Consider the following 19,602-nt stretch of genomic DNA (forward strand, 5'->3'; position numbering starts at 1 on the left):
AGGAGTTCCTCGCCGGTGACCATCGACACCGGGCAGCCGTTGGTGGCGGTCTTGTCCGAAGAGGCGGCAGCATCCCCATTCGGGTTGCGAGCAGAAACCGGCACGTCATCCACATGCTCTTTCTGCTTCAGCACCGCGTTCTGCCGCGCCTTCCAGCGTATCTGCATCGTGCCTTGCTTGAGCCCGCCGACTACCCCGCGAACCGCCACCGCCTTGTAGCGATCCACCGCCTGCATGAATTTGGTCAGAATCGCCAACAGGCCCTTAACAAAACCCACCGCCGCCTCAAGAATCGCCGCTCCATACTTGACCAACCGCAAGCTCAGATACGCCACACCCGCCGCCGGCAAGGCGATGGTCAACACGGCGCCAATCACCAGGTCAATCAGCAGCGACACCACTAACCCTGCCGCTACCTCGGCCATTTCACTGGGCGGTAATGCGTCCAGCCAGAGCATCGCCGTGCGTACCATCAGGTACAGCGCCGCCTCGTCACTGGCCAGCAACATGGCCTGCTCCATGACCTTTGGCGTATCGGTGGCGATTTGTGCCAACTTGGCGGCTTGATCACCTAACTGGTCGGCGAACTGCAGCGGGTCTTCAAGAATCGCCTGTACCAGCTTGATGCTGTCCCACACGTCGTGAATTGCCGCCCAACTGCCCGCCAACAGACCGCTGCCAATCGCACTGGCGGTCGAGCGCTCCCAGTGCGGTTTAAAGCCAGACCACTGCTCCCGAAGCCACTGCTGCAGATCCCCCATCAACCCGTCGTAGGAGGCAAACAACGCGTCGACTTGCTCGCTGGAAACACCGCCCTGCACCCGCACCTGATAGCGCCCACCCGCCGCGCAGTGGTGTGAGCCCTTACCCTGTTCATCCAGCATGATTACGCTGGAACTGCCGTCATCCAGGCCGATGACCTCAACCGGGATATTGCCGATCGGCACGTCATATACCGACTCGAACTTGCTCTCGATCTTCAGTTCACCGCCCATCGGGCAGCGGGTCACGGTCGAAAGGTTAGTGTCGGAAAGACTCACCGAACGCTGCGAATTGCCAACCCGCAATACCCGGTCCATCCCCAGCAACGACGGCATGTCAGCCGCATGGCTCACTGAATCCAGCGCGCGCGAATACCAGGCGTTCATCTGCTGGCGATAAATCACCAGGCTCTGATGAAAGCCATCCAGCTCAAATTCGATCAGGGCAATGTGGGCAGCGTGGGTCATCCGTGACGTCTCGGCAAAGGGCAAGGCGTCGGAGCATGCCGCAGCAAAATGCGGCTGGATGAACGGTTGGAAAATTCAGAAAGAGCCCACTACGCAGGGGGAAAAACCGCGAAAAGTCAGCTCGAAGTGCTACACCGAAAAGCGATAAACCTGATTGCAAAATTGCCCGCCAAATAAAAATCGCTCGCATCCTTGCCCGATTTCCCGACATGGCCGTCATGGTTAATAGAACCTCCCTTACGCAGGATTTCCCATGTCGCGCCTTGCTCGTCCCTTGCACCCACTGGCTCTGTCAGTGGCGATGGCTTTTGCCGCCGTGCCGTTGCTGACCGTTCAGTCTTCCTATGCCGAAGAGAGCAGCAGCGCGCTGCGCCGTTTCTCGATTCCTGCGGGTGACTTGAGCCAGGCACTCAATAGCCTGGCCGAGCAGGCGGGTCTGGTGCTGGCCTTCGATGCGGGCCTGACCCGGGGCAAGCGCAGCAAGGGTTTGAGCGGGCAATACGACACCGACGTGGCACTGAGCCAATTGCTCGCCGGCAGCGGCCTGCAAGCCTTGAAGATTTCCGCCGACCGCTACCGCCTCGAAGCCATCCCGGATAACGGTGGCGCCATGGAACTCCAGGCCACCACCATCAGCGGCGCGTACCAGGCCGAAAGCCCGACCGGGCCGGTGGCCGGCTATGTGGCCACGCGCAGCTTGTCGGGTACCAAGACCGACACCGCGCTGATCGAAACCCCGCAGTCGATTTCCATCGTCACCAAAGAACAGATGCGTGCGCAGAACGCCGAGAGCCTCAACCAGATCCTGCGCTACAGCGCCGCCGTCATCCCGGAAACCCGTGGCGCCACCGCATCGCGTCTCGATCAACTGACCATCCGCGGTTTCTCCCCGGCCACCTACCTCGATGGCCTGCGCATGCCGTCGAGCCGTGACGCCTTGCCGCAGAAAGATGCCTTCGACCTGGAACGCGTGGAAGTGCTGCGCGGCCCTGCGTCGGTGCTGTACGGGCAGGGCACGCCGAGCGGGGTAATCAACATGGTCAGCAAGCGCCCGCTGGACACGCCGTTTCATGAAGTGGGCGTGGAATACGGCACCTTCAACAAGAAGCGCACCACCTTCGACTTGAGTGGCCCCCTGGATGATCAGGGCGTGTATTCCTACCGTGTGGCCGGGCTTTTCGACGATGCCGATGGGCAGGTGGAGCACACCGAGACGCGCCGTCAGTCATTGTCCAGCTCCTTTACCTGGCGTCCGGACGACGCCACTTCTCTGACCCTGCTCGGGCATTTCCAGAAGGACCCCAAGGGGGCTTCCTACGGCTCGGTGCCGGCCTGGGGTTCGGTGCTGCACAGCCCGACTGGACGCAGCATCGATGTGGATTTCTACGATGGCGAGAAGAACTTCGAGAAAAGCGACCGCGAGTACTACTCGATCGGCTGGGCGTTCGAGCATCACTTCGATGACGTGTGGACTGTGCGCCAGAATGCGCGTTACCTGCGCAGCGAAGGCCAGTACCGCAGCCTGTACAGCAACTACCTGATGGCGGATTACCGCACCATTCGCCGTTCGACCATCGCCAGCGATGTCGACCTGGATGCCTACACCCTCGACAACCAGCTACAGGCCAAATTCGACACCGGCCCGTTGCAGCACACCTTGTTGATGGGGCTCGACTACCAGAACACCAGCACCGACACCAAGTCCGGCTCCGGCGTGTACACCGCAGGTCCGACCCTGGATATTTTCAACCCGGTCTACGGCGCAGCCGTCCCGGTGCCGGCCTACACCACTGATGGCACCTCGCGCAGCGAACAGACCGGCGTGTATCTGCAAGAGCAGATGAAGTGGGACAAATGGGTGCTCTTGCTGGGCGGTCGCTATGACTGGGCCAGCACCGACAGCAGCACCAAGACCCTGCGCACCGGCGCCAAATCCGAGTCGTCCCTGGACAGCAAGGCGTTTACCGGTCGTATCGGCCTGGTCTATCTCTTCGATAATGGCCTGGCGCCGTATGCCAGTTATGCGGAGTCGTTCAACCCGCAATCGGGTACCGGTTACGGCGGTTCGGTGTTCAAGCCGACGGAAGGCAAGCAGTATGAAATCGGCATCAAATACCAGCCGCCGGGCAGCAACAGCTTCATCACTGCGGCCATCTTCGACCTGCGCCAGACCAACGTGCTGACCACCGACCCGGACCCCACCCACCTGTGCGGCACCGGGCGCTGCCAGAGCCAGGACGGCGAAGTGCAATCCCGTGGCTTCGAGCTGGAAGGCAAGGCCAGCCTCAACGACAACCTCGACATCACGGCGGCCTACGCGTACCTGGACAACCGCATCAGCAAATCCAACAACACCGTGCGGTACGCGCCCATCAGCGATATCGGCGTAGGTCCGGCCATCCCCGCCGAAGGCACCACCACCTACGGCGTGCCGCGCCACACCGCCTCGGCGTGGGCCGACTACACCTTCCATGACGGTCAACTCAAAGGCTTCGGCGCCGGCGCAGGAGCGCGTTATGTCGGGTCTTCGTGGGGCGATACCGCCAACACCCTCAAGGTGCCGGGCTACACCTTGTTCGATGCCGCCGTGCACTACGACATCCCCAACATCACCAGCCTCAAGGACAACCTGCGCCTGGCGCTCAATGCCACTAACCTGGCGAATAAAGAGTATGTCGCGTCCTGCTACTCCTATTCGTGGTGCTGGTATGGCTCGCAGCGTACCGTGCAGGCGAGCGCAACCTATCAGTGGTGATAAGGCAATTTAATGGCCCCTTTGTAACTAAATCCTCGCCAGAATCGCTTTTATTTTCAGGTGGTTAGGTGGGGATGCAAATGCGCACTGTTGGAATCATGCTGATCGCCTGCTCCCTGGCCGGCGGCGCGGCAGCCGTGCAGGCTCGGGAGCTGCGCGAGGGTGACAAGTACATGTGCAGTTGGGGCGCCGGCACCGCGGCCAGGGCCCAGGAGTTGAAACTGTCGGGGGTGTCGCTGTACGCGGCGCGGCAGAAGATCCAGAGCATGAAGTTCAACAAATCCTGGATGCGCATGATGGCCATGGGCATCACCGAACAGACCTACGACAGCCGATCGCGGCTCAAGCCCGAGGCGATTCGCCAGGGTTTCTATCAGGATTGCGTGCGCTACAAGGTCGCACGCAAATGATCGAGCAAGCACCGCCCCGTGCAAAATCTGCGTAAGCCTGTCCAACTTTCCCTCGGCGCCCCTGGCCATACTGGCGCCAGGCAAATCCAGAGGCACAGGCCATGACTGACTACGTATTCATCCCCGCACCCACCCCATCCCTCGCAGTACAGGGCAGCGATGCGCGCTTCCCGCTGCGCCGTGTGTTCTGCGTGGGCCGCAACTACAGTGAGCATGCGCGTGAGATGGGTCACGACCCGGACCGCGAGCCGCCCTTTTTCTTTATGAAACCGGCGGATGCCGTGGTGCCCGCCGAAGGTGTGATCGCCTACCCACCGCTGACCGCCGACCTGCACCATGAAGTGGAACTGGTGGTGGCCATCGGCAAGGACGGCGTGGATATCAGTCCGGAACAGGCGGTTTCCCACATCTGGGGGTATGGCGTCGGCGTCGATCTGACCCGCCGCGACCTGCAAGCCCATGCGAAAAAACTCTCGCGGCCGTGGGAGTGGGCCAAGGCGTTTGATGCGTCTGCGCCGAGTACCGCATTGCGCCCGGTGAGCGCGGTAGGGCATCCGTCCAGCGGAAAAATCTGGCTTGATGTCAATGGCGAACAGCGCCAGGTGGGCGACCTGGCCGACCAGATCTGGTCGGTCAGCGAAGTGATCAGCCATGCCTCAAGGTCTGTCGCGCTGAAGGCGGGCGACCTGATCTTCACCGGCACCCCCGCAGGTGTCGGTGCCTTGCAGCCGGGCGATGTGGTCACGGCGGGCATCGAGGGCATCGGCGAGTTGCAGTTCACCCTCGGCCAGGCTTGAGGCTAAAGTGGTGACCCGGCCACCCGAGAGACCGTTATGCCAGGCACCCGCGTTACCACCTACGGCATGCAGCAGCGCAGCGACCGCCCCGACTTCTACATCCGCGACAAGCGCGGGCGGGCGGCGCTGACCAGCCCGCATCGGCATGAATACTTCCAGATCCAGGTCAACCTCGGCGGCGACACTGTGCAGCACATTGGCGGCGCTGTGCGGCCGTTCCCGCGCAAGGCCCTTGCCTTTATCCTGCCCCATCGCCTGCATGTGATCCCCCACCCCGAAGACGGCGAGTTCATGCTGATCAACTTCAGCCAGGGGTTTCTCCTGCCGCAACTGACCTGCGACCCCCTCGACCTGGAAGACATTCCCATCGGCCAGGCGCCGGAGCTTTCGCCGTTTCGCTTCCAGGAACACCTGGACTTCATCCTCGATGATGCGGCGTTTGAGCAGGTGCAAAGCTGGCTCGCTCACATGCGCGAACTGGATGCCCGCCGTTCCTTTGGCGCCCGCGAGCGTCTCAAGGGCTACCTGTTTCAACTGATCGGCCTGGTCTGCGGACAGTATGCCGAGCCGTTGCAGGCGTACGCCGCCAACAACGCCACCCGGCGCGGGCGCAAGGATGCGTTGGCGCGGGTGCAACGCTACATCCGCGAGCATCTGCACGAGCCGACCCTCAACCTTACTGACGCGGCGGCGGCGGCGTTCCTGTCACCCAACTACCTCACGCACCTGTTGCGCAAGGAGACTGGCAAGCCGTTTTCGCAACTGGTGCTCGACCGCCGCCTGCAGTTGGCGCGCACCTTGTTGCTCAACAGTGCGCAGATGATCGGTCCCATTGCGCACCGCTGCGGGTTTACCGATGAAGCGTACTTCTCCCGCTGCTTCCGCAAGGCCCATGGCCTGGCCCCAGGGCAATTCCGTCGCCAGCAACATGGCCAGGCCTTGTAGGGCGGCGGTTTTACAAATCCACGACAATCGCTGTGTTTCAATTTACATACAATTGGGTCCTTCATTGGGAGGCCAGTATGCAAACGCTTATCCGCGCGGCGACGCAGGACGATGTCGACACGCTCTTCACCCTTCGCACCTCGGTGGTGCAAAACCATCTGAGTATGAGAAGAGCAGGGCGCAGTGAGCCATGAGTCCATCCGAGCCGCCGTCCAACAACTTTCGCTACTTCGTGGTCGGAGTGCTTTGCGTGGCGGTGTTGCTGGGGGTCTATTTTGTGCAGCTCAATGCCCAGGTCGACCGCGAGCGGGATGCGACCAATGAGCGCTTGGCGCTGTGCCGACAGGTGGAAAGTGTGGCGCGCTCGGTGTTGCCCAATAGCCTCGATACACAAGATGCCTGCGAACAGTTGAGCGAGCGTATATCGAAAAGTGTGAAGTCGCCTTAACTCAATAACCCTTTTTTATAAATGGAAATGGCGCCAGTAGTTGCACCAAAAAGTGGCATTTACATGTTTGGCTACCTTAAAAAATGTGTGGTTATTGAATGACTTACAGCGCTTTTAATCCGACGAAAGGATCAAAATAATCTTGTTACAGCTTTTTACAATCGTTACTATAGCCGGGCGTTCACCTCCCACGGTTTATGCATTTTTAAATCCCAAGTTTCCATCAGCTACTTGGGATTTTTTTTGCCCGGGATTTGACCTTCGCGTCAAACTTCACTGTCGCCGAACTCCGCGCGCATTCGTCCATTGCGTTTGGCCTGGTACAGCAACTTGTCGACCTCTTCGACGAACCCCAGCATTGGCGTATCAGGTTTGACGATACGTGTACCCACGCCCAGGCTCAGGCTCAGCAGGTTCGATACCGCCGAATGACCATGCTCGATCTGCTGCTGGCGGATCAGGTGCAGACAGCGTTGCGCTACCTGCCTGGCCGATTGCGCATCGGTTTCCGGCAGCAGCCACACGAACTCTTCGCCGCCGATGCGCGCAATGAAATCCCGTGGCCGATTGGCCGCCTGGGACAAGGTGTGCGCCACCTGGCGCAGGCACTCATCGCCCTTGATATGGCCGTAGTGGTCGTTGTACTGCTTGAAAAAATCGATATCCAGAATGATCAACGACAGTGGCAACTGGCTGCGCTGGGCGCTGGCCCACTCCCGTTCCAGCACGGTGTCGAACATGCGGCGGTTGGCGATACCGGTCAGGCCATCCTGGTAGGAGTACTCCTCGAGTTGTTTCTGCAAGCGCACCAGGTGCTCTTCGGTCTTCTTGCGCTCGCTGATATCGAACATGAAACCGATCAGCGCCTCGACCTCGCCGTCCTTGCGCACCACGTGCACCACATCGCGGATCCACACGTAGTCGCCATTCACCGTCAGCGCGCGGTAATCCGCTTCGTGGTCGACCCCGGCGCGGGACTGCGATACGCAGAAATCCACCACATATTCACGGTCGTCCGGGTGCATGCGCTCGACCCAGTCGTCCACGCTGACCCAGCTTTGCGGGGTCCAGCCGAGCAACTCCTCGATCTGCGGGCCGATATAGCTGAAGGTCATGCTCTGCCAATCAATACGCCAGGGAATGGCCTTGGTCGACTCCAGCAAGGTCTTGTAAACATCGCTGTCGGGCTGGCTCGGAGGGTCGATGCTCATGGGGCGGCTGCTCTGGATGATGGCGAAAAGCCAAGAGCGTCTTTCGATCGGGGCGCCGAGTCAAGCCTTCGGCGGCGCAGCAGACGAGAGGTCGCCGGACGGGGCGACCCTCTGTTGACCGGGGTATCCGGTGTACTGCGCTGGGTCAGGCATCGACGGTGTGGCTCGGGGCATCGAGCGCGCCGTAGTAGCGCCAGCAGCAATGGCGATGTTCCGGCAGGATCACGCAGCCACTGAGGCTGACGATCAGCAGTGCGGCAACCAGCATGTAAAGTCGGCGATACATGGTGTTTCCTCTTGGGTTGATCAGCGTCAATCCTTCAACGCGGCCACCGGCATAAATCCGTCGCAAAGCTTTCAAACATTTCATCAAGCCCTGCCACCCCCTGAGCAATACTGCGCAAAAAATCTGCGACGGATTTTCCGGCCCCCGCCGTTCAACCCATCAGCACCCGCACTTTCGCGTGTTGCATGAAGGAGTTGCCATGAGACCCCTGGCCAAATTGCGCTATGCCTTGCTTGCTCCGCTGGTCCTTGCCGCGCTTGTCAGCACCCCTGTGTTTGCCCAGACCGAAATCATCATCCGCCAGGCACCGCCACCGGAACGCGTGGAAGTGATCTCCGTGGAGCGCCCGGGTTACGCCTGGGACCGCGGCCACTGGCGCTGGGAAGGGCACGGCTATGGGTGGGTGCCTGGGCACTGGCAGCCGGTGATGCGCAATGCGCGTTGGGAACCGGGCCATTGGGAGGCTCACGGCCCCAATTGGTACTGGCGTGAAGGGCATTGGATCCGCTGACCGAGAATTGCCCGATTGAAAGACACTGATCCGGACGTTGAACTGCTGGCGCGCATCGGTAACAACGAACCGGCGGCCGTCAACGAAATGGTGACGCGCAAACTGCCGCGTCTGCTGGCGCTCGCCGGCCGGATCCTGGGGGATGCCGACGAAGCCAGGGACGTGGCCCAGGAAAGCTTCCTGCGCATCTGGCGCCACGCCGCCAGTTGGCGCAGTGGCGAGGCGCGCTTCGACACCTGGCTGCACCGGGTGGCGCTCAACCTGTGCCACGACCGTCTGCGCCGGCGCAAGGAGCGCCCGTTGGAGGACGAGGAAGCGTTGGCGCTGACAGACAGCGCACTGACGCCGGATGAACAGCTGGAAGCCGCCGATCGCAGCGCCCGGATGGCTGCCGCCCTGGCGGCGCTGCCCGAGCGTCAGCGCGAAGCGATTGTGTTGCAGTACTACCAGGAGCTGTCGAACATCGACGCCGCGGCCCTGATGAACATCAGCGTCGAGGCACTGGAGAGCCTGCTGTCGCGGGCCCGACGCCAGTTGCGCAGCCAACTTGCCGACACACCCGGGCTTGCCCGCCCAGGAAGGGGAAAACCATGACACCCGAACGTTTTGCTTACCTGGCCGACGCCTATGGCGCCGACCTGCACCGCTGGCCCCGCGCCGAACAGCCCGCAGCCCAGGCTTTGCTGGACAGCGGCAATGTGCTTGCGCATGAGGCCCAGCAACAGGCGCGCTGGCTCGACGGTCAACTGGACAGCCATCAACTGGCCTACGTCGATCCTTCGCTGGCGCGGCAGATTCAGCTGTCGGCCCCGCGCGGCCATTCGTTCTGGTCGCGCTATGCCCGCTGGTTGTCGCCGGCCGGCCTGGTAGGCGTGGGTGTCGCGGGCATCGTCGCCGGGATGCTGGTGGCATCCCTGAGCGTGCCGCTGCCGATGCTGTCGTCCGAGGTGTTGCCCAGCGTCTTCGATCAAGGCGATGCGCAAGTCATCTTTACCGTCAATGCCGAGGACACCGAGCAATGAGCCTGAAGTCCCTCAAACCCTGGCTGCTGGCCTCGGCCTTGCTCAACGTGTTCCTGATCGGCGGCGTCGGCGGTGGCCTCTACCACTGGATGGCCAGTGCAAAGCCCGCGGAGGCGGTGGTCAACCAGCACGGCTTGCGCCAGGCGATGATCAAGCTGCCGCCGGAGCGCCGCCGGGAATTGCGCCAACTGCTGCGGCACAACCGGGCCGACAGCCAGCCGCTGATCATGGCCGGGCGTGAAGCGCGCATGGGCGTGATCAAGCAATTGGAAGCGCAGACCCTGGATCGGGATGTGCTGGTGGCGGAACTGGCCAAGGCCCGTGAAGCCGATATGGCGCTGCGTGCGTTGGTGGACACGACGTTGGCGCAGTTCGCCAGCACCCTGCCTCGGGAGGAGCGGCAGAAGTTAGTGGAGGCGTTGTATCTGCGGGGGCAGGCGGCAGGCCGCAAGCCTCAGTCCTGAACGTGGCGCTTGTAGGTCTGCGCCCGGAGCGCTGAACTACAGGCGACGCAGGAAGGATTTGACGATGTGGCGGGTGGCATCGGTGGTGTCCAACTCGTCCATGGCGCCATAGGGGTGCCACTGGCAATCGACTATTTCATTGCAAGGTTTCGCATCGGCGACGTTCACCACCGACGCTTCGAACACGTGGTGCACGGTGTCGCGGGCCTTGAGTTCCTGCAAATACAGCAAGCCGTCCACGTTCAATCCGGTTTCTTCTTCCAGCTCGCGTTCGGCCGCGCCGACCGGGCGCTCGTTGCGTTCGACCTTGCCTCCCGGCAATGCCCATTTGGATCTGGCCTTGCGCACGAAGAGGATATGCCCCTCGTGTTCGCAAATGACCGTTGCACGTATTTTCATCGTCTGTGCCCCGCAGCGGGATGAGTGTCATAAAAGTGTAATGCAATTGTCATGCTAAGTGCTTATGGCGCTGACGTGTGGGGATGTGGATACTGCCCGATTGATCAAAACGCACGAGGAGGGCAGATGAGCACCGTACGCTGGGGCATGATCGGCTGTGGCAGTGTCACTGAATTGAAGAGTGGACCGGCTTTCTACAAAGCGCCAGGTTCTGCGCTGGTGGCCGTGATGGGGCGCCGCGAAGCGGCGGTGCGTGATTATGCGGCACGCCATGGCATTGCGCGTTTCTACACCGACGCCCAGGCGCTGATCAACGACCCCGAGGTGGACGCGGTGTACATCGCCACGCCGCCGGACAGCCATCTCGAATATAGCCTGATGGTCGCGGCGGCCGGCAAGCATTGCTGCGTCGAGAAGCCCATGTCGCTCAACGCCGAGCAGAGCGCGTTGATGCAGCGCACCTTCGAGCGTGCCGGGCTGCATCTGTTTGTGTCCTATTACCGCCGTTCACTGCCGCGTTTCCAGCAAGTGCGCGACTGGTTGCGAGATGGGCGCATCGGCGAACTGCGCCACCTGACCTGGACCTTGTGCAAGCCACCGGGTGCCGACGACGCCAGCCCCGCCAACTGGCGCACCGACCCGACCATCGCTGGCGGTGGTTACTTCGCCGACCTGGCCAGCCATGGTTTCGACCTGTTCCAGTACCTGGCCGGGGATATCGTTGAGGTCACAGGGTTTACCGCGCGACAAGCCGGGAGGTATGCGGCCGAGGATGCAGTGACGGCGTGCTGGACGTTCAGTTCGGGCGCACTGGGCATGGGCTGCTGGAATTTTGTCGCGGACCGTCGCGAGGACCGGGTGGAACTGATCGGCAGCCATGGGCGCATCCGATTCTCGGTCTTCGAAGACCAGCCGCTGCACCTTGAGGGTGAATCGTGCGAAGTGCTGGAAGTGCCGTGCCATGCGCATATCCAGTGGCACCACGTGTTGGCGATGAACGCACATATCCGTGGCGAAGCCGAGCACCCATCGCTGGGCATCGAAGCGTTGAAGACCGATCGGATCCTGGACAAGGTGCTACAACGTAACCCCCATCGTCCTGAGTAGGCGCGTTAGGGTGGTCTTTTTTCCAAGGAATAGACAAATGAAATACTGGATGGCGATGTGGCTGGTGCTGGCCACCAGTGCGATGGCGGCTCCGCGCAGCCAAGGCACACCGGGGGAGTTTGATTTTTATGTGCTGTCGTTGTCGTGGTCGCCGACTTTTTGCCTGACCCACCCGGACAATGAACAGTGCTCCGGTAAAGGCTACGGTTTTGTATTGCATGGCCTGTGGCCGCAATATGCGCGTGGCGGCTGGCCGGCATCCTGTGCGCCGCAGTCGCCGTTGAGTCGTGAAGAAATCGAGAAGGGCGCAACACTGTTTCCGACCCGTGCATTGCTCAAGCATGAATGGTCCAAGCATGGCACCTGCAGTGGCCTGGAACCGTCGGCCTACCTGGAAAAAACCGACCAGGCGCTGGGGGTGGTGAGCATTCCGCAGCAACTGCAGCCGTTCAATACGCCGCCGGCGTTGCAGGCCAGTGAGATCGAGGCGTTGTTCCGTGAAAGCAACCCGCGCATGGGCAATCATGGGCTGGCAGTCATCTGCAAAGGCAAAGTGCTGTCCGAGGTGCGGGTATGCCTGACCAAGGACCTGGCCTTTGCTGGTTGCCCGCGCAGTGTGAAAACCCAGTGCCGCGATGGCGACGTGCGGATTCCCGCGCAGCGGTGATAAGCCGCTGGCGGGCATCGGGTTGATCAGTTGTTGAGGTAGACCGGGCTGTCAGTGGACAACGAGGCCTTCACGGCCAGGGTCATGTCGGTGATCAGCACTTCCTCGCGGTCTTCGCTCAGGGCCTTGAGGGTGATGGCGACCACGTCCTGGGGCGTGCTCTTCGGCGCCTGCACGTCGGCCACCATATCGGTGTCGATGTAGGCGGGGTGCACGCCGATCACCAGGGTCTTCTGTTCGCGCAGTTCGCCGCGCAGTCCATTGGTCAGGCCCCACTGGGCGGACTTGGAGGCGCTGTAGCCGCCAGTGCCGGGCGGGCTGAGCCAGCTCAATACCGACAGTACATTGATCAGCGCGCCGCCGCCTTGCCTGGCCAGGATCGGCGCAAAGGCGCGGCTGACGCGCAGGGTGCCGAAGGTGTTCACGTCAAAGTGCTGTTGCAGGTTTTCGACGCTGTCTTCAGCCAGCAGCGCGCCGTATTTCAGGAACCCCGCGTTGTTGATCACCACGTCTACATCGGTGCACTGCTCCGCGGCGCGCTGCACGCTGGCCTGGTCGGTGATGTCCAGGGCAATCGGCGTGCTGCCGGGGATGTTCACGCTGCCTGGATCGCGTGCGCCGGCGTAGACCTTGGCCGCGCCGGCTTCCAGCAAGGCAATGACGAATGCTTTACCCAGGCCGCGATTGGCGCCGGTGACCAGTACCACTTTTCCACGAATATCCATGATGCGCTCCAGACAGTTAGTTAGGTTTAATAATGAAACTGTTTTTATCCTGAGCCTGTTGGTCCTATAATGCAACCTCATTTTGCAAGTGCCCGGAGGCCCGACGATGAAACGCAAATGCCTGGAAGGCGATGGCTGCCCGGTGGCCCGCGCCCTGGACGTGGTGGGCGACTGGTGGACGTTGTTGATCATCCGCGACGCCTTTGCCGGAGTAACGCGTTTCGGTGATTTTCAAAAACACCTGGGCGTGGCGAAAAACATCCTCGCCACACGGCTCAAGGACATGGTCGAGCAAGGCCTGTTGCAGACCAGCGAAGTCGGCGCACGCAGCGAATACCAACTCACCGACAAGGGCCGTGCGCTGATGCCGGTGCTGGTGACGCTGGCGCAGTGGGGCCAGGCCTATACCGAGCCGGAGGAGGTCGGCGCGCAAGTCTTGGATGCGCGCTCGCTCAAGCCACTGCGCAAGGTCGAGATCCTCGCCGAGGATGGCCGGGTGTTGGGCATCGGCGACATCGTCACCCAGATGCCCGGGGCTTGAGGCGGTGCCTATTTGCCGTCGAGGAAGCCCAGCAGGGCTGCGTTGAACAACGCCGGGTCTTGCAGGAACGCAAAGTGGCTGGTGTTCGGCAGGATCAGCAGGCCGGCGCCGGGGATGGTTGCGGCCATGTACTCGGTGTGTTCGCGCTTGATCGCTTCGTCATGGTCGCCGTCGGCAATCAGGATCGGCGTCTTGATGCTTTGCAACTGTGCGTCAGTCCAGTTCGGCTGGCTGGCCCACATATGGCTGATCTGCTCGACAAACGCGTCGTACTCTTTCGGCGTCGGCGACAGCTTGGCGTACTCCTTGCCGGCGCGCTCGATGAAGGCGGCGAAGGTCGGGTTCTTCTCGACGCCTTCCTTCACCCCGGCGGTCTGGGTGTTGGCGGCGAAGGCGAAGACTTTGCCGAGGCGGTCCGGGTGACGCAGGGCCAGGTCGATGCCGATGATGGCGCCGTCGCTCCAGCCGACGATGTCGGCGCGGGGGATTTTCAGGTGGTCGAGCACGGCCACCACGTCATCGGCCATCAAGTCATAACCATAGGGTTTTTCATCCCGCGAACTGCGCCCGTGGCCGCGGCTGTCGATACTGATCACCGTGTGCCTGGCTGCCAGGGCCTTGACCTGATTACCCCAGTAATCGGAGTTGGACAGGCCGCCATGCAGCAGCACCACCGGCGAGCCATGGCCGGTACGGGTGTAGTAGACCTTGATGCCGTTGACGGCGGCATAGCCGGTCTTGGCACCGGCCACGGGGGCGGGTGTTGGCGGCAGCGTTTCCCAGCGCTCAGCGGCTTGGGCGGCGGAAAAACACAACATCAGGCAGGCGGCTGCCAGCAGGCGACGTGACATGGCGGTTCCTTTTTTTGATCAGTAGGAATTGAACTCTAGCATCGGCCCCCGCACGGCAAATACGCATTTTTGCCTATCAAAATCGCCAGTGCGAAAGAAAAAAATACAGTTATATCAATGGAATAAAAGCATCTAAGTGAGCGAGGGGCATTTTCTTCAATACCTCGACCGAGCGGCCCCTTTACCGTGGTCCCATCGTCACTCGCTCGAATAAAAAGGAACTGCAATGAGTCTGATCATTTCCATGGCTGCCTTCGCACTCGCCACGTCTATCACCCCCGGCCCGGTGAATGTGGTTGCACTGAGTACGGGGGCGCGTTTCGGTTTTGTCGCCAGCCAGAAACATGTCCTGGGGGCCGCCGTGGGCTTCACCTTGCTGTTGGTGTTGATTGGCCTGGGGTTGCATGAGGTGCTGATACGTTGGCCGATACTGACCCAGTTGATCCAGTGGGGCGGGGTAGCTTTTCTGCTGTACATGGCCTGGAAGCTGGCGGTGGACGATGGTCGGTTGGACGCCGATGGCAGTGCCACGGCGCCGTCGATGCTGTACGGCGCGATCATGCAGTGGCTCAACCCCAAGGCCTGGCTGGCGTGTGTGGCCGGGATGGGGTTGTTCGTCGCTGATGGCGATGCACGGCAGGTGTGGTTGTTTGCCGGACTCTACCTGGTGATCTGCTATCTGTCGGTGGCGTGCTGGGCCTATGCCGGCACGTTTCTGCGGCGCTACCTGGGCAACCCCCAGGGCGTGCGCGTATTCAACCGTTCAATGGCCGCGTTGCTGGTGGCCAGTGTGGGTTATTTGCTGATGGCTTGAGCACGTCGCGGTATTGCCCTGGCGTTGCGGCGAAATGCTGTTTGAACGCGCGCTGGAAATGCGCCTGGTCGGCAAACCCCGCCGCCAGCGCCACGTCGGCGATGGGCGCGCCCTGACGCAATCGGGCGCGAGCGAACTGGATGCGCTGGTTGACCAGGAAGGCATGGGGTGTCAGCCCGTAATATTGCTTGAAGGCGCGGATCAGGTAAGACGGCGACAGTTCGGCCGCCAGGCAGATGTCTTCCAGCTTCACCCCTTCGGTGCAGTGCGTGCGGATGTACTCGGCGGCCCGCTCCAGCTTGTGGTTGACCTCGCGCAGCGGGGTGCCGGCTGGGTTGAGGCGCTGTTGTACGTCGCTGAAGTAACTCACCAGCGCGTCCTGTTTCTGCAAGTGCTCGGCCTGTTCATCGACCAGGATGCGGTACAACTCCAGCAAGCCACGGTACAGCACGGCGTCCTGGGTATGGGGCGTATTGAACGGTCGGTAACCCTGGTCGGTGCTGAAGCCCAACTGATGCTGCAACTCCGTCAGCCAGGGCGTGTCGATGTACAGCATCTGGTAGGACCACGGTTCATTGTCGATGGGGTTGCAGGCGTGCACATCGCCCGGATTCATCAACACCACCGTGCCGGCGCTGATCTGGAATGTCTCGCTGCCATAGTGGTAATAGCTGCGCCCGGTGGTGATCGCACCGATGGAAAAATGCTCGTGGGCATGCCGGCTGTAGGTGACCTTGCGCCCATCGGCGATGGTCCGCGCCTCGATAAAGGCCAGCGCGGGGTCACGCCAGAAATACGGAGCAGTGGCAGCAGTCATGGGCGGGCGCTTCCTCGCAGCAGTTCAACGGGCAGGCGAGCAGCGTCAGCTAAAACTCGCCATTGTTCAAGCCCTGACGTACCGGCGGTGCACAGCGGCGCAGGTAGTCGGCCCATGGATCGTAACCGGCCACGGCCTCAGCCAGGGTGACCGGTTGCCGGGCCTTTTCCCGCAGGGCCTCGCCGTCATGCAGCATATGCCGCTCGACGATGACACTCATCAAGGCGCGGCTGCGTGGTGAGTCGAAGGTGCGCGGCACCCTGCGTCCGAAGAGGTCCGGGGCGGGGATTTCGGCGGGTGCGAAGTTGTCGAGCTGATGGATGACCAGGTCTGTCGCCGCCGCGGTCAGCGCCACCTCGGCAGGTCGGGTGCCTTGCGCGTAGGCCGGCCAGTCGAAACGCATCCAGGCACCGCTGGCGCCGTCCTTGGCCGCCTGCATGACCCGCTTGTAGTCAAGGTCTGGACGTGGACGAACCAACAGGTGCCGGGGAAAAACTTCATAGAACTTTCTGTCGCTGTAATGCGAGACATACATCAGTACACCGAACCGGCCGACGTCGCCGTGCCTCTGGGTGAGACCGAAAAAAAGCACCAGGCCGTATTCCAGGGCTTCACGACTGGGCAGGGTCAGGTGCGACAAGCCGTAACGGAGCGCGGTCCCGTAGGCTTCTTTCAACTGCCCGAGCTTGCGATCAAAGGTGTCGAAAAAAAGCCGATTGATCGGAGTGAGCAAGTGGAATTGCCGAGCCAATTCCCGATATTTGACCCCAGCGTTTGCCGAGTGCCAGCGTTTCGAGGTGACATCCAGGGCACCGGCACTGTGCAGGTCGACGAACGAGTACAGAGGGCCCGTATACACGCCCTCGAAGCGGCCGTCTTCGGAAAACGGCGAATGCTCCGGCAGCCACATCAGCACTGGCTCTTCAAGCAAGGTGTTGTCGGCATACACTCGGCGCAGATCGTCCAGCGCGGTCTGGCGCAAGGTCACCACAGGCTGTGCAAACGTCTCGACGGCGTCGGCCAGGCTGGCACGCTGTCGATTGAGGCCTTCCAGTGCCGTATTGATCGCCAGCACATCGTAATGCGGTCGAGGGTCCAGCATGCCGTTGACCACGGCCCATTCCAGCACCGGCGGCGTTGCTTCGCTGCTTTCGAGGAAGCGCTTCCAGCTGCCGTGTGGCGCCAGCCCGGCCAGGAACATGATCTGGTTGTAAGTCAATTGACGGGAAGACCCCGGCATGACTTTTTCCATGTACATGACGTATTGATGATACAGCACCCAGGTCTGGGCGCTCAGGCAAGGCGTGGCGTCGGGTATGTCGCGTACGAGCAAATGTGGACCCTTTTCGCTCAGCAACAGGTGCGCGGCCAGTGCTGCGGTAGCTGGGTGGAGCCCGGCCAGGCTGCTGTCGATGCACTGGCGTATGAACGGCACGTGCTCACCCCAGAAGTAATCGTCGTGCCAGTCGACCAGATTGATCCGGTTCGGGTACGCATCGGGCTCGGGGTCCAGGCTCAGGATCAGTGCTGCCAGTATCAGTGCACTGCGGCTGCCACTTTCCGTGCGCTCGCCGGCGTGGCCGCCATGCCAGTGCAGGGCGTTCGACAAAGCGTCTGCCAGTTGCTGGGCCAAGGGTGTTGCGAGCAGGCGGACCATGAGGAAATCCGCTTCCGCCCGCACATCGGCTATCGACTTGCCGGCGACGATGGGCTGGCCGAGGTACTCGAACAGCGGCACGTCCTGGTCGGCCGTGAAGCGCTCGATGATGCGCATGATTTGCGTGCGATCGAGCACCGACAGTTTCCAGGCTGAGGGTTGTGAACCAGACAGCGGCTTGAGCGCTCGCCAGTAGTGGCCCTGACGCGTCGGCAGGGGTTGGCTGACGGTCAGTTGCTGCAACGTCAGGCGTGCCTCGTGCAGTGTGTGGGGGCGTACAAGGTGGTAGAGGTTCAGTGCCTGGCTGAGCGTCACCTTGAAATGACTGCGCAAGTACCCGCCTGTCTTGGCCGCTACCAGCTTCAGGCGCGACACCAGAGGGGCAAGTTCAACATTGCTCATCACTGGGTCGGTCAGGGTTTTCCAGGTGCCGTCCAGGCCATTGGCGCCAACGCTACCCTCGGCAGTGAGCAATACGTGGCTGGCAGGGTCGACGCGTTCCCGGGTGCGGATGGCCAGGAAGTCAGGGTGGTCGGTCAGCACGTGGATCTGGGCGTAGGCTTTTTTAACGGTTGCCTGGAGTGTGTCCGGGTCAACGCTGGCGCCTACCTCAAACCGATCGGCATCATTCAGGTTCCCGCCAGCGATCACCGTCGACAAAGCGTTGCGCAGTACGTGGCGATCATTGAGCAGACCGATGTACTGCCGATAGCGGTACAGTTCGCCGAACGACCGGGCGCTGTTCAATATCACCGGCACCGCAGGCGCCGGCCAGTCGCGCAGGCGCTGGCTCAGGAGGCTGACCTCCGTCCTGCTCAGCGGGCGCTCGATGGCATACGCCTGCAAAGCCCCGACCATACTGATGCGCTGGTCGGTATAGACATGGCTGCCCAGTTGTTCGCCGAGTGTGGCCAACCGGTTCCAACGCTCATCGGGTGCCTTTGGCACCAAGGTGTTTATTTCGCGCCCGCTGTCCGGGTTCAGCACACACAACACTTGCCGCTGGTAATCGAAGTAAGCGGGCGCCGGCGCGTCGTCCGTGCTGCCCAGGTCGTTGCTATTGATGATTGCCTGCAACAGGCCCGCCGCCTCCTTGAGGTTTCTGGACAACCGCGAATCGGATGTCAGATACAGCACAGTGCGGTAGATATCCAACGCGTCAAAGCTGTTCTCGTCCTTGACCAACCGTTGCAGGGCCTCTGCCAGCTGTCGATAGTCGAGCATCTGCTGGCTCGACTCGGCGTAGCTCATCGACTTGCTGCGCCCGTTATCGTCAAAGCCGGGAAAACCCTTCAAGGCGTCGAGCTCTTCGACAATGGTCTGCGCCTGCAGGCGGTTGGCAGGCATCGGCAAACCATGGAACGCCAGCGTCAGGTTCAAGGGAAAGGTGCGCGCACCGGCGGGAGGCACAGGTGCGATATACGGCATGCCCAGTTCGGTCGGGTCCAGGAGTTGGCTGATGTAGATGATCGGGTTGGCCAATGTCCACCAGGCGGACGAGTCGGCCAGGGTGTAGACCCTGGGCTGCCCGTGAGCCGTCACGCTCAGTCGGCTGTTGTGCACGCGTAGCGTGGCCAGATCAAACCCCTCGGCGTTAGCCCAGTCAATGAAGTCTTTCTGATTGATGGCCTTGCAAAAGGCTTCGCACCATTGGCCCAACTGAGAATGCGCGACCATTGGCACGGGATGCGTGGGAGGCGGTAACGATTGGTTCGAGGCGACGGCCAGCAGGCGGCTCAAGTGGCCGATCAGGGTCGTGTCGCCTTCGCTGCGCAGGGATTGGCGTTCGTTCAGGTAGGCGATAGAAGGGCTGAGACTGAGTGGCAGCGGCGTGTCGCCGGGGAGGCTGTCCCAAGTCAGGGCAAGGGCGTGAATGTCATCCATGAGGTCGGTTCCGGCTGATGAAACCCCGGATCATCCGCCACGAGGAGGGGGCCTCTGTAGCA

General features: G+C 61.6%; 20 protein-coding genes and 1 pseudogene. 13 read left to right on the forward strand and 8 right to left on the reverse strand.

All coding sequences use genetic code 11. The features are described from left to right. A pseudogene (locus BMX59_RS25940) lies at nt 1–1,229 on the reverse strand (type IV secretion protein Rhs); the annotation flags it as partial. A gap of 253 nt (nt 1,230–1,482) precedes the next feature. Between BMX59_RS25940 and BMX59_RS25945 the strand changes: the two are divergent. The 5 genes from BMX59_RS25945 to BMX59_RS25970 all read left to right on the forward strand — a co-directional run bounded on the left by BMX59_RS25945 (nt 1,483) and on the right by BMX59_RS25970 (nt 6,584). After that, nucleotides 1,483–3,984 carry a TonB-dependent siderophore receptor gene (locus tag BMX59_RS25945; protein ID WP_093127405.1) on the forward strand — a complete coding sequence of 834 codons (2,502 nt, stop codon included), beginning with the start codon at nt 1,483–1,485 and terminating at the stop codon, nt 3,982–3,984. Nucleotides 3,985–4,064: 80 nt separating this feature from the next. Beyond that, entirely contained in the window at nt 4,065–4,394 is a 330-nt protein-coding gene (locus BMX59_RS25950) for a hypothetical protein (RefSeq protein ID WP_043206222.1), read from the forward strand. 101 nt (nt 4,395–4,495) lie between these two features. Continuing rightward, nucleotides 4,496–5,191, forward strand: a complete 696-nt coding sequence (locus tag BMX59_RS25955; RefSeq protein ID WP_093127409.1) for a fumarylacetoacetate hydrolase family protein — start codon at nt 4,496–4,498, stop codon at nt 5,189–5,191. Nucleotides 5,192–5,227: 36 nt separating this feature from the next. Further along, the gene (locus BMX59_RS25960; RefSeq protein ID WP_092248806.1) at nt 5,228–6,136 is read left to right on the forward strand and encodes a helix-turn-helix transcriptional regulator; all 909 of its coding nucleotides are present in this window, start codon (nt 5,228–5,230) and stop codon (nt 6,134–6,136) included. 190 nt (nt 6,137–6,326) lie between these two features. After that, on the forward strand, nt 6,327–6,584 hold the full coding sequence (locus BMX59_RS25970; protein WP_093127413.1) for a hypothetical protein: 258 nt from the start codon (nt 6,327–6,329) through the stop codon (nt 6,582–6,584). 266 nt (nt 6,585–6,850) lie between these two features. Here the strand turns inward: BMX59_RS25970 and BMX59_RS25975 are convergent, their stop codons facing one another. Then, nucleotides 6,851–7,795 carry a GGDEF domain-containing protein gene (locus tag BMX59_RS25975; RefSeq protein WP_092248812.1) on the reverse strand — a complete coding sequence of 315 codons (945 nt, stop codon included), beginning with the start codon at nt 7,793–7,795 and terminating at the stop codon, nt 6,851–6,853. A gap of 145 nt (nt 7,796–7,940) precedes the next feature. Beyond that, nucleotides 7,941–8,081, reverse strand: coding sequence for a hypothetical protein (locus BMX59_RS30580; protein ID WP_170856113.1), 141 nt, complete (start codon nt 8,079–8,081; stop codon nt 7,941–7,943). 199 nt (nt 8,082–8,280) lie between these two features. On the opposite strand from BMX59_RS30580, the gene BMX59_RS25980 reads away from it, so the two are divergent. The 4 genes from BMX59_RS25980 to BMX59_RS25995 are packed head-to-tail and all read left to right on the forward strand — an operon-like array spanning nt 8,281 to nt 10,078. Then, nucleotides 8,281–8,592: a YXWGXW repeat-containing protein gene (locus BMX59_RS25980; RefSeq protein ID WP_093127418.1), complete on the forward strand. Its 312-nt coding sequence runs from the start codon at nt 8,281–8,283 to the stop codon at nt 8,590–8,592. Nucleotides 8,593–8,607: 15 nt separating this feature from the next. After that, the gene (locus BMX59_RS25985) at nt 8,608–9,186 is read left to right on the forward strand and encodes an RNA polymerase sigma factor (RefSeq protein ID WP_071490701.1); all 579 of its coding nucleotides are present in this window, start codon (nt 8,608–8,610) and stop codon (nt 9,184–9,186) included. Then, the gene (locus BMX59_RS25990; RefSeq protein WP_093127422.1) at nt 9,183–9,614 is read left to right on the forward strand and encodes a hypothetical protein; all 432 of its coding nucleotides are present in this window, start codon (nt 9,183–9,185) and stop codon (nt 9,612–9,614) included. Before BMX59_RS25985 ends, BMX59_RS25990 begins: the two co-directional genes overlap by 4 nt. Beyond that, nucleotides 9,611–10,078 (forward strand): periplasmic heavy metal sensor, encoded by a 468-nt coding sequence (locus tag BMX59_RS25995; RefSeq protein WP_093127428.1) that lies wholly within the window; start codon nt 9,611–9,613, stop codon nt 10,076–10,078. The genes BMX59_RS25990 and BMX59_RS25995 overlap by 4 nt, the downstream gene beginning before the upstream one ends. Nucleotides 10,079–10,114: 36 nt before the next feature. On the opposite strand, the gene BMX59_RS26000 is transcribed toward BMX59_RS25995, so the two are convergent. Beyond that, nucleotides 10,115–10,477, reverse strand: coding sequence for an NUDIX hydrolase (locus tag BMX59_RS26000; protein WP_092248826.1), 363 nt, complete (start codon nt 10,475–10,477; stop codon nt 10,115–10,117). A 126-nt stretch (nt 10,478–10,603) separates the two neighbouring features. Between BMX59_RS26000 and BMX59_RS26005 the strand changes: the two genes are divergently transcribed. Then, nucleotides 10,604–11,584 carry a Gfo/Idh/MocA family protein gene (locus tag BMX59_RS26005; RefSeq protein WP_092248829.1) on the forward strand — a complete coding sequence of 327 codons (981 nt, stop codon included), beginning with the start codon at nt 10,604–10,606 and terminating at the stop codon, nt 11,582–11,584. A gap of 37 nt (nt 11,585–11,621) precedes the next feature. Then, nucleotides 11,622–12,251 (forward strand): ribonuclease T2 family protein, encoded by a 630-nt coding sequence (locus BMX59_RS26010; protein ID WP_092248831.1) that lies wholly within the window; start codon nt 11,622–11,624, stop codon nt 12,249–12,251. 26 nt (nt 12,252–12,277) lie between these two features. Here BMX59_RS26010 and BMX59_RS26015 read toward each other — a convergent pair whose 3' ends face one another. Then, complete coding sequence (locus BMX59_RS26015; RefSeq protein WP_092248834.1) at nt 12,278–12,976, reverse strand: SDR family oxidoreductase; 699 nt, start codon at nt 12,974–12,976, stop codon at nt 12,278–12,280. Between the two features lie 106 nt (nt 12,977–13,082). Here BMX59_RS26015 and BMX59_RS26020 point away from each other — a divergent pair, with 106 nt between their 5' ends. Then, nucleotides 13,083–13,517 carry a winged helix-turn-helix transcriptional regulator gene (locus tag BMX59_RS26020; RefSeq protein WP_092248837.1) on the forward strand — a complete coding sequence of 145 codons (435 nt, stop codon included), beginning with the start codon at nt 13,083–13,085 and terminating at the stop codon, nt 13,515–13,517. Nucleotides 13,518–13,525: 8 nt separating this feature from the next. Here BMX59_RS26020 and BMX59_RS26025 read toward each other — a convergent pair whose 3' ends face one another. Then, entirely contained in the window at nt 13,526–14,368 is an 843-nt protein-coding gene (locus BMX59_RS26025; protein ID WP_071490693.1) for an alpha/beta fold hydrolase, read from the reverse strand. A gap of 226 nt (nt 14,369–14,594) precedes the next feature. On the opposite strand from BMX59_RS26025, the gene BMX59_RS26030 reads away from it, so the two are divergent. Further along, entirely contained in the window at nt 14,595–15,182 is a 588-nt protein-coding gene (locus tag BMX59_RS26030; protein ID WP_092248843.1) for a LysE family translocator, read from the forward strand. On the opposite strand, the gene BMX59_RS26035 is transcribed toward BMX59_RS26030, so the two are convergent. After that, on the reverse strand, nt 15,124–15,999 hold the full coding sequence (locus BMX59_RS26035) for an AraC family transcriptional regulator (protein WP_071490691.1): 876 nt from the start codon (nt 15,997–15,999) through the stop codon (nt 15,124–15,126). The genes BMX59_RS26030 and BMX59_RS26035 overlap by 59 nt on opposite strands. 49 nt (nt 16,000–16,048) lie before the next feature. Continuing rightward, nucleotides 16,049–19,540: a hypothetical protein gene (locus BMX59_RS26040; RefSeq protein WP_093127436.1), complete on the reverse strand. Its 3,492-nt coding sequence runs from the start codon at nt 19,538–19,540 to the stop codon at nt 16,049–16,051. Between the last annotated feature and the right edge of the window lie 62 nt (nt 19,541–19,602).

The sequence above is a fragment of the Pseudomonas sp. NFR09 genome, assembly GCF_900111535.1.
Taxonomy (GTDB): Bacteria; Pseudomonadota; Gammaproteobacteria; order Pseudomonadales; family Pseudomonadaceae; genus Aquipseudomonas; species Aquipseudomonas extremorientalis.

What these genes read in the sequence shown, in the direction of transcription:
- BMX59_RS25960 (WP_092248806.1), top strand. Translation starts at nt 5,228, where the DNA reads ATGCCAGGCACCCGCGTTACCACCTACGGCATGCAGCAGCGCAGCGAC.
- BMX59_RS26025 (WP_071490693.1), bottom strand. Translation starts at nt 14,368, where the DNA reads ATGTCACGTCGCCTGCTGGCAGCCGCCTGCCTGATGTTGTGTTTTTCC.
- BMX59_RS26005 (WP_092248829.1), top strand. Translation starts at nt 10,604, where the DNA reads ATGAGCACCGTACGCTGGGGCATGATCGGCTGTGGCAGTGTCACTGAA.
- BMX59_RS26040 (WP_093127436.1), bottom strand. Translation starts at nt 19,540, where the DNA reads ATGGATGACATTCACGCCCTTGCCCTGACTTGGGACAGCCTCCCCGGC.
- BMX59_RS26010 (WP_092248831.1), top strand. Translation starts at nt 11,622, where the DNA reads ATGAAATACTGGATGGCGATGTGGCTGGTGCTGGCCACCAGTGCGATG.
- BMX59_RS25995 (WP_093127428.1), top strand. Translation starts at nt 9,611, where the DNA reads ATGAGCCTGAAGTCCCTCAAACCCTGGCTGCTGGCCTCGGCCTTGCTC.
- BMX59_RS25955 (WP_093127409.1), top strand. Translation starts at nt 4,496, where the DNA reads ATGACTGACTACGTATTCATCCCCGCACCCACCCCATCCCTCGCAGTA.
- BMX59_RS25980 (WP_093127418.1), top strand. Translation starts at nt 8,281, where the DNA reads ATGAGACCCCTGGCCAAATTGCGCTATGCCTTGCTTGCTCCGCTGGTC.
- BMX59_RS26015 (WP_092248834.1), bottom strand. Translation starts at nt 12,976, where the DNA reads ATGGATATTCGTGGAAAAGTGGTACTGGTCACCGGCGCCAATCGCGGC.
- BMX59_RS26030 (WP_092248843.1), top strand. Translation starts at nt 14,595, where the DNA reads ATGAGTCTGATCATTTCCATGGCTGCCTTCGCACTCGCCACGTCTATC.
- BMX59_RS25975 (WP_092248812.1), bottom strand. Translation starts at nt 7,795, where the DNA reads ATGAGCATCGACCCTCCGAGCCAGCCCGACAGCGATGTTTACAAGACC.
- BMX59_RS25950 (WP_043206222.1), top strand. Translation starts at nt 4,065, where the DNA reads ATGCGCACTGTTGGAATCATGCTGATCGCCTGCTCCCTGGCCGGCGGC.
- BMX59_RS26035 (WP_071490691.1), bottom strand. Translation starts at nt 15,999, where the DNA reads ATGACTGCTGCCACTGCTCCGTATTTCTGGCGTGACCCCGCGCTGGCC.
- BMX59_RS25945 (WP_093127405.1), top strand. Translation starts at nt 1,483, where the DNA reads ATGTCGCGCCTTGCTCGTCCCTTGCACCCACTGGCTCTGTCAGTGGCG.
- BMX59_RS25970 (WP_093127413.1), top strand. Translation starts at nt 6,327, where the DNA reads ATGAGTCCATCCGAGCCGCCGTCCAACAACTTTCGCTACTTCGTGGTC.
- BMX59_RS26020 (WP_092248837.1), top strand. Translation starts at nt 13,083, where the DNA reads ATGAAACGCAAATGCCTGGAAGGCGATGGCTGCCCGGTGGCCCGCGCC.
- BMX59_RS25990 (WP_093127422.1), top strand. Translation starts at nt 9,183, where the DNA reads ATGACACCCGAACGTTTTGCTTACCTGGCCGACGCCTATGGCGCCGAC.
- BMX59_RS30580 (WP_170856113.1), bottom strand. Translation starts at nt 8,081, where the DNA reads ATGTATCGCCGACTTTACATGCTGGTTGCCGCACTGCTGATCGTCAGC.
- BMX59_RS26000 (WP_092248826.1), bottom strand. Translation starts at nt 10,477, where the DNA reads ATGAAAATACGTGCAACGGTCATTTGCGAACACGAGGGGCATATCCTC.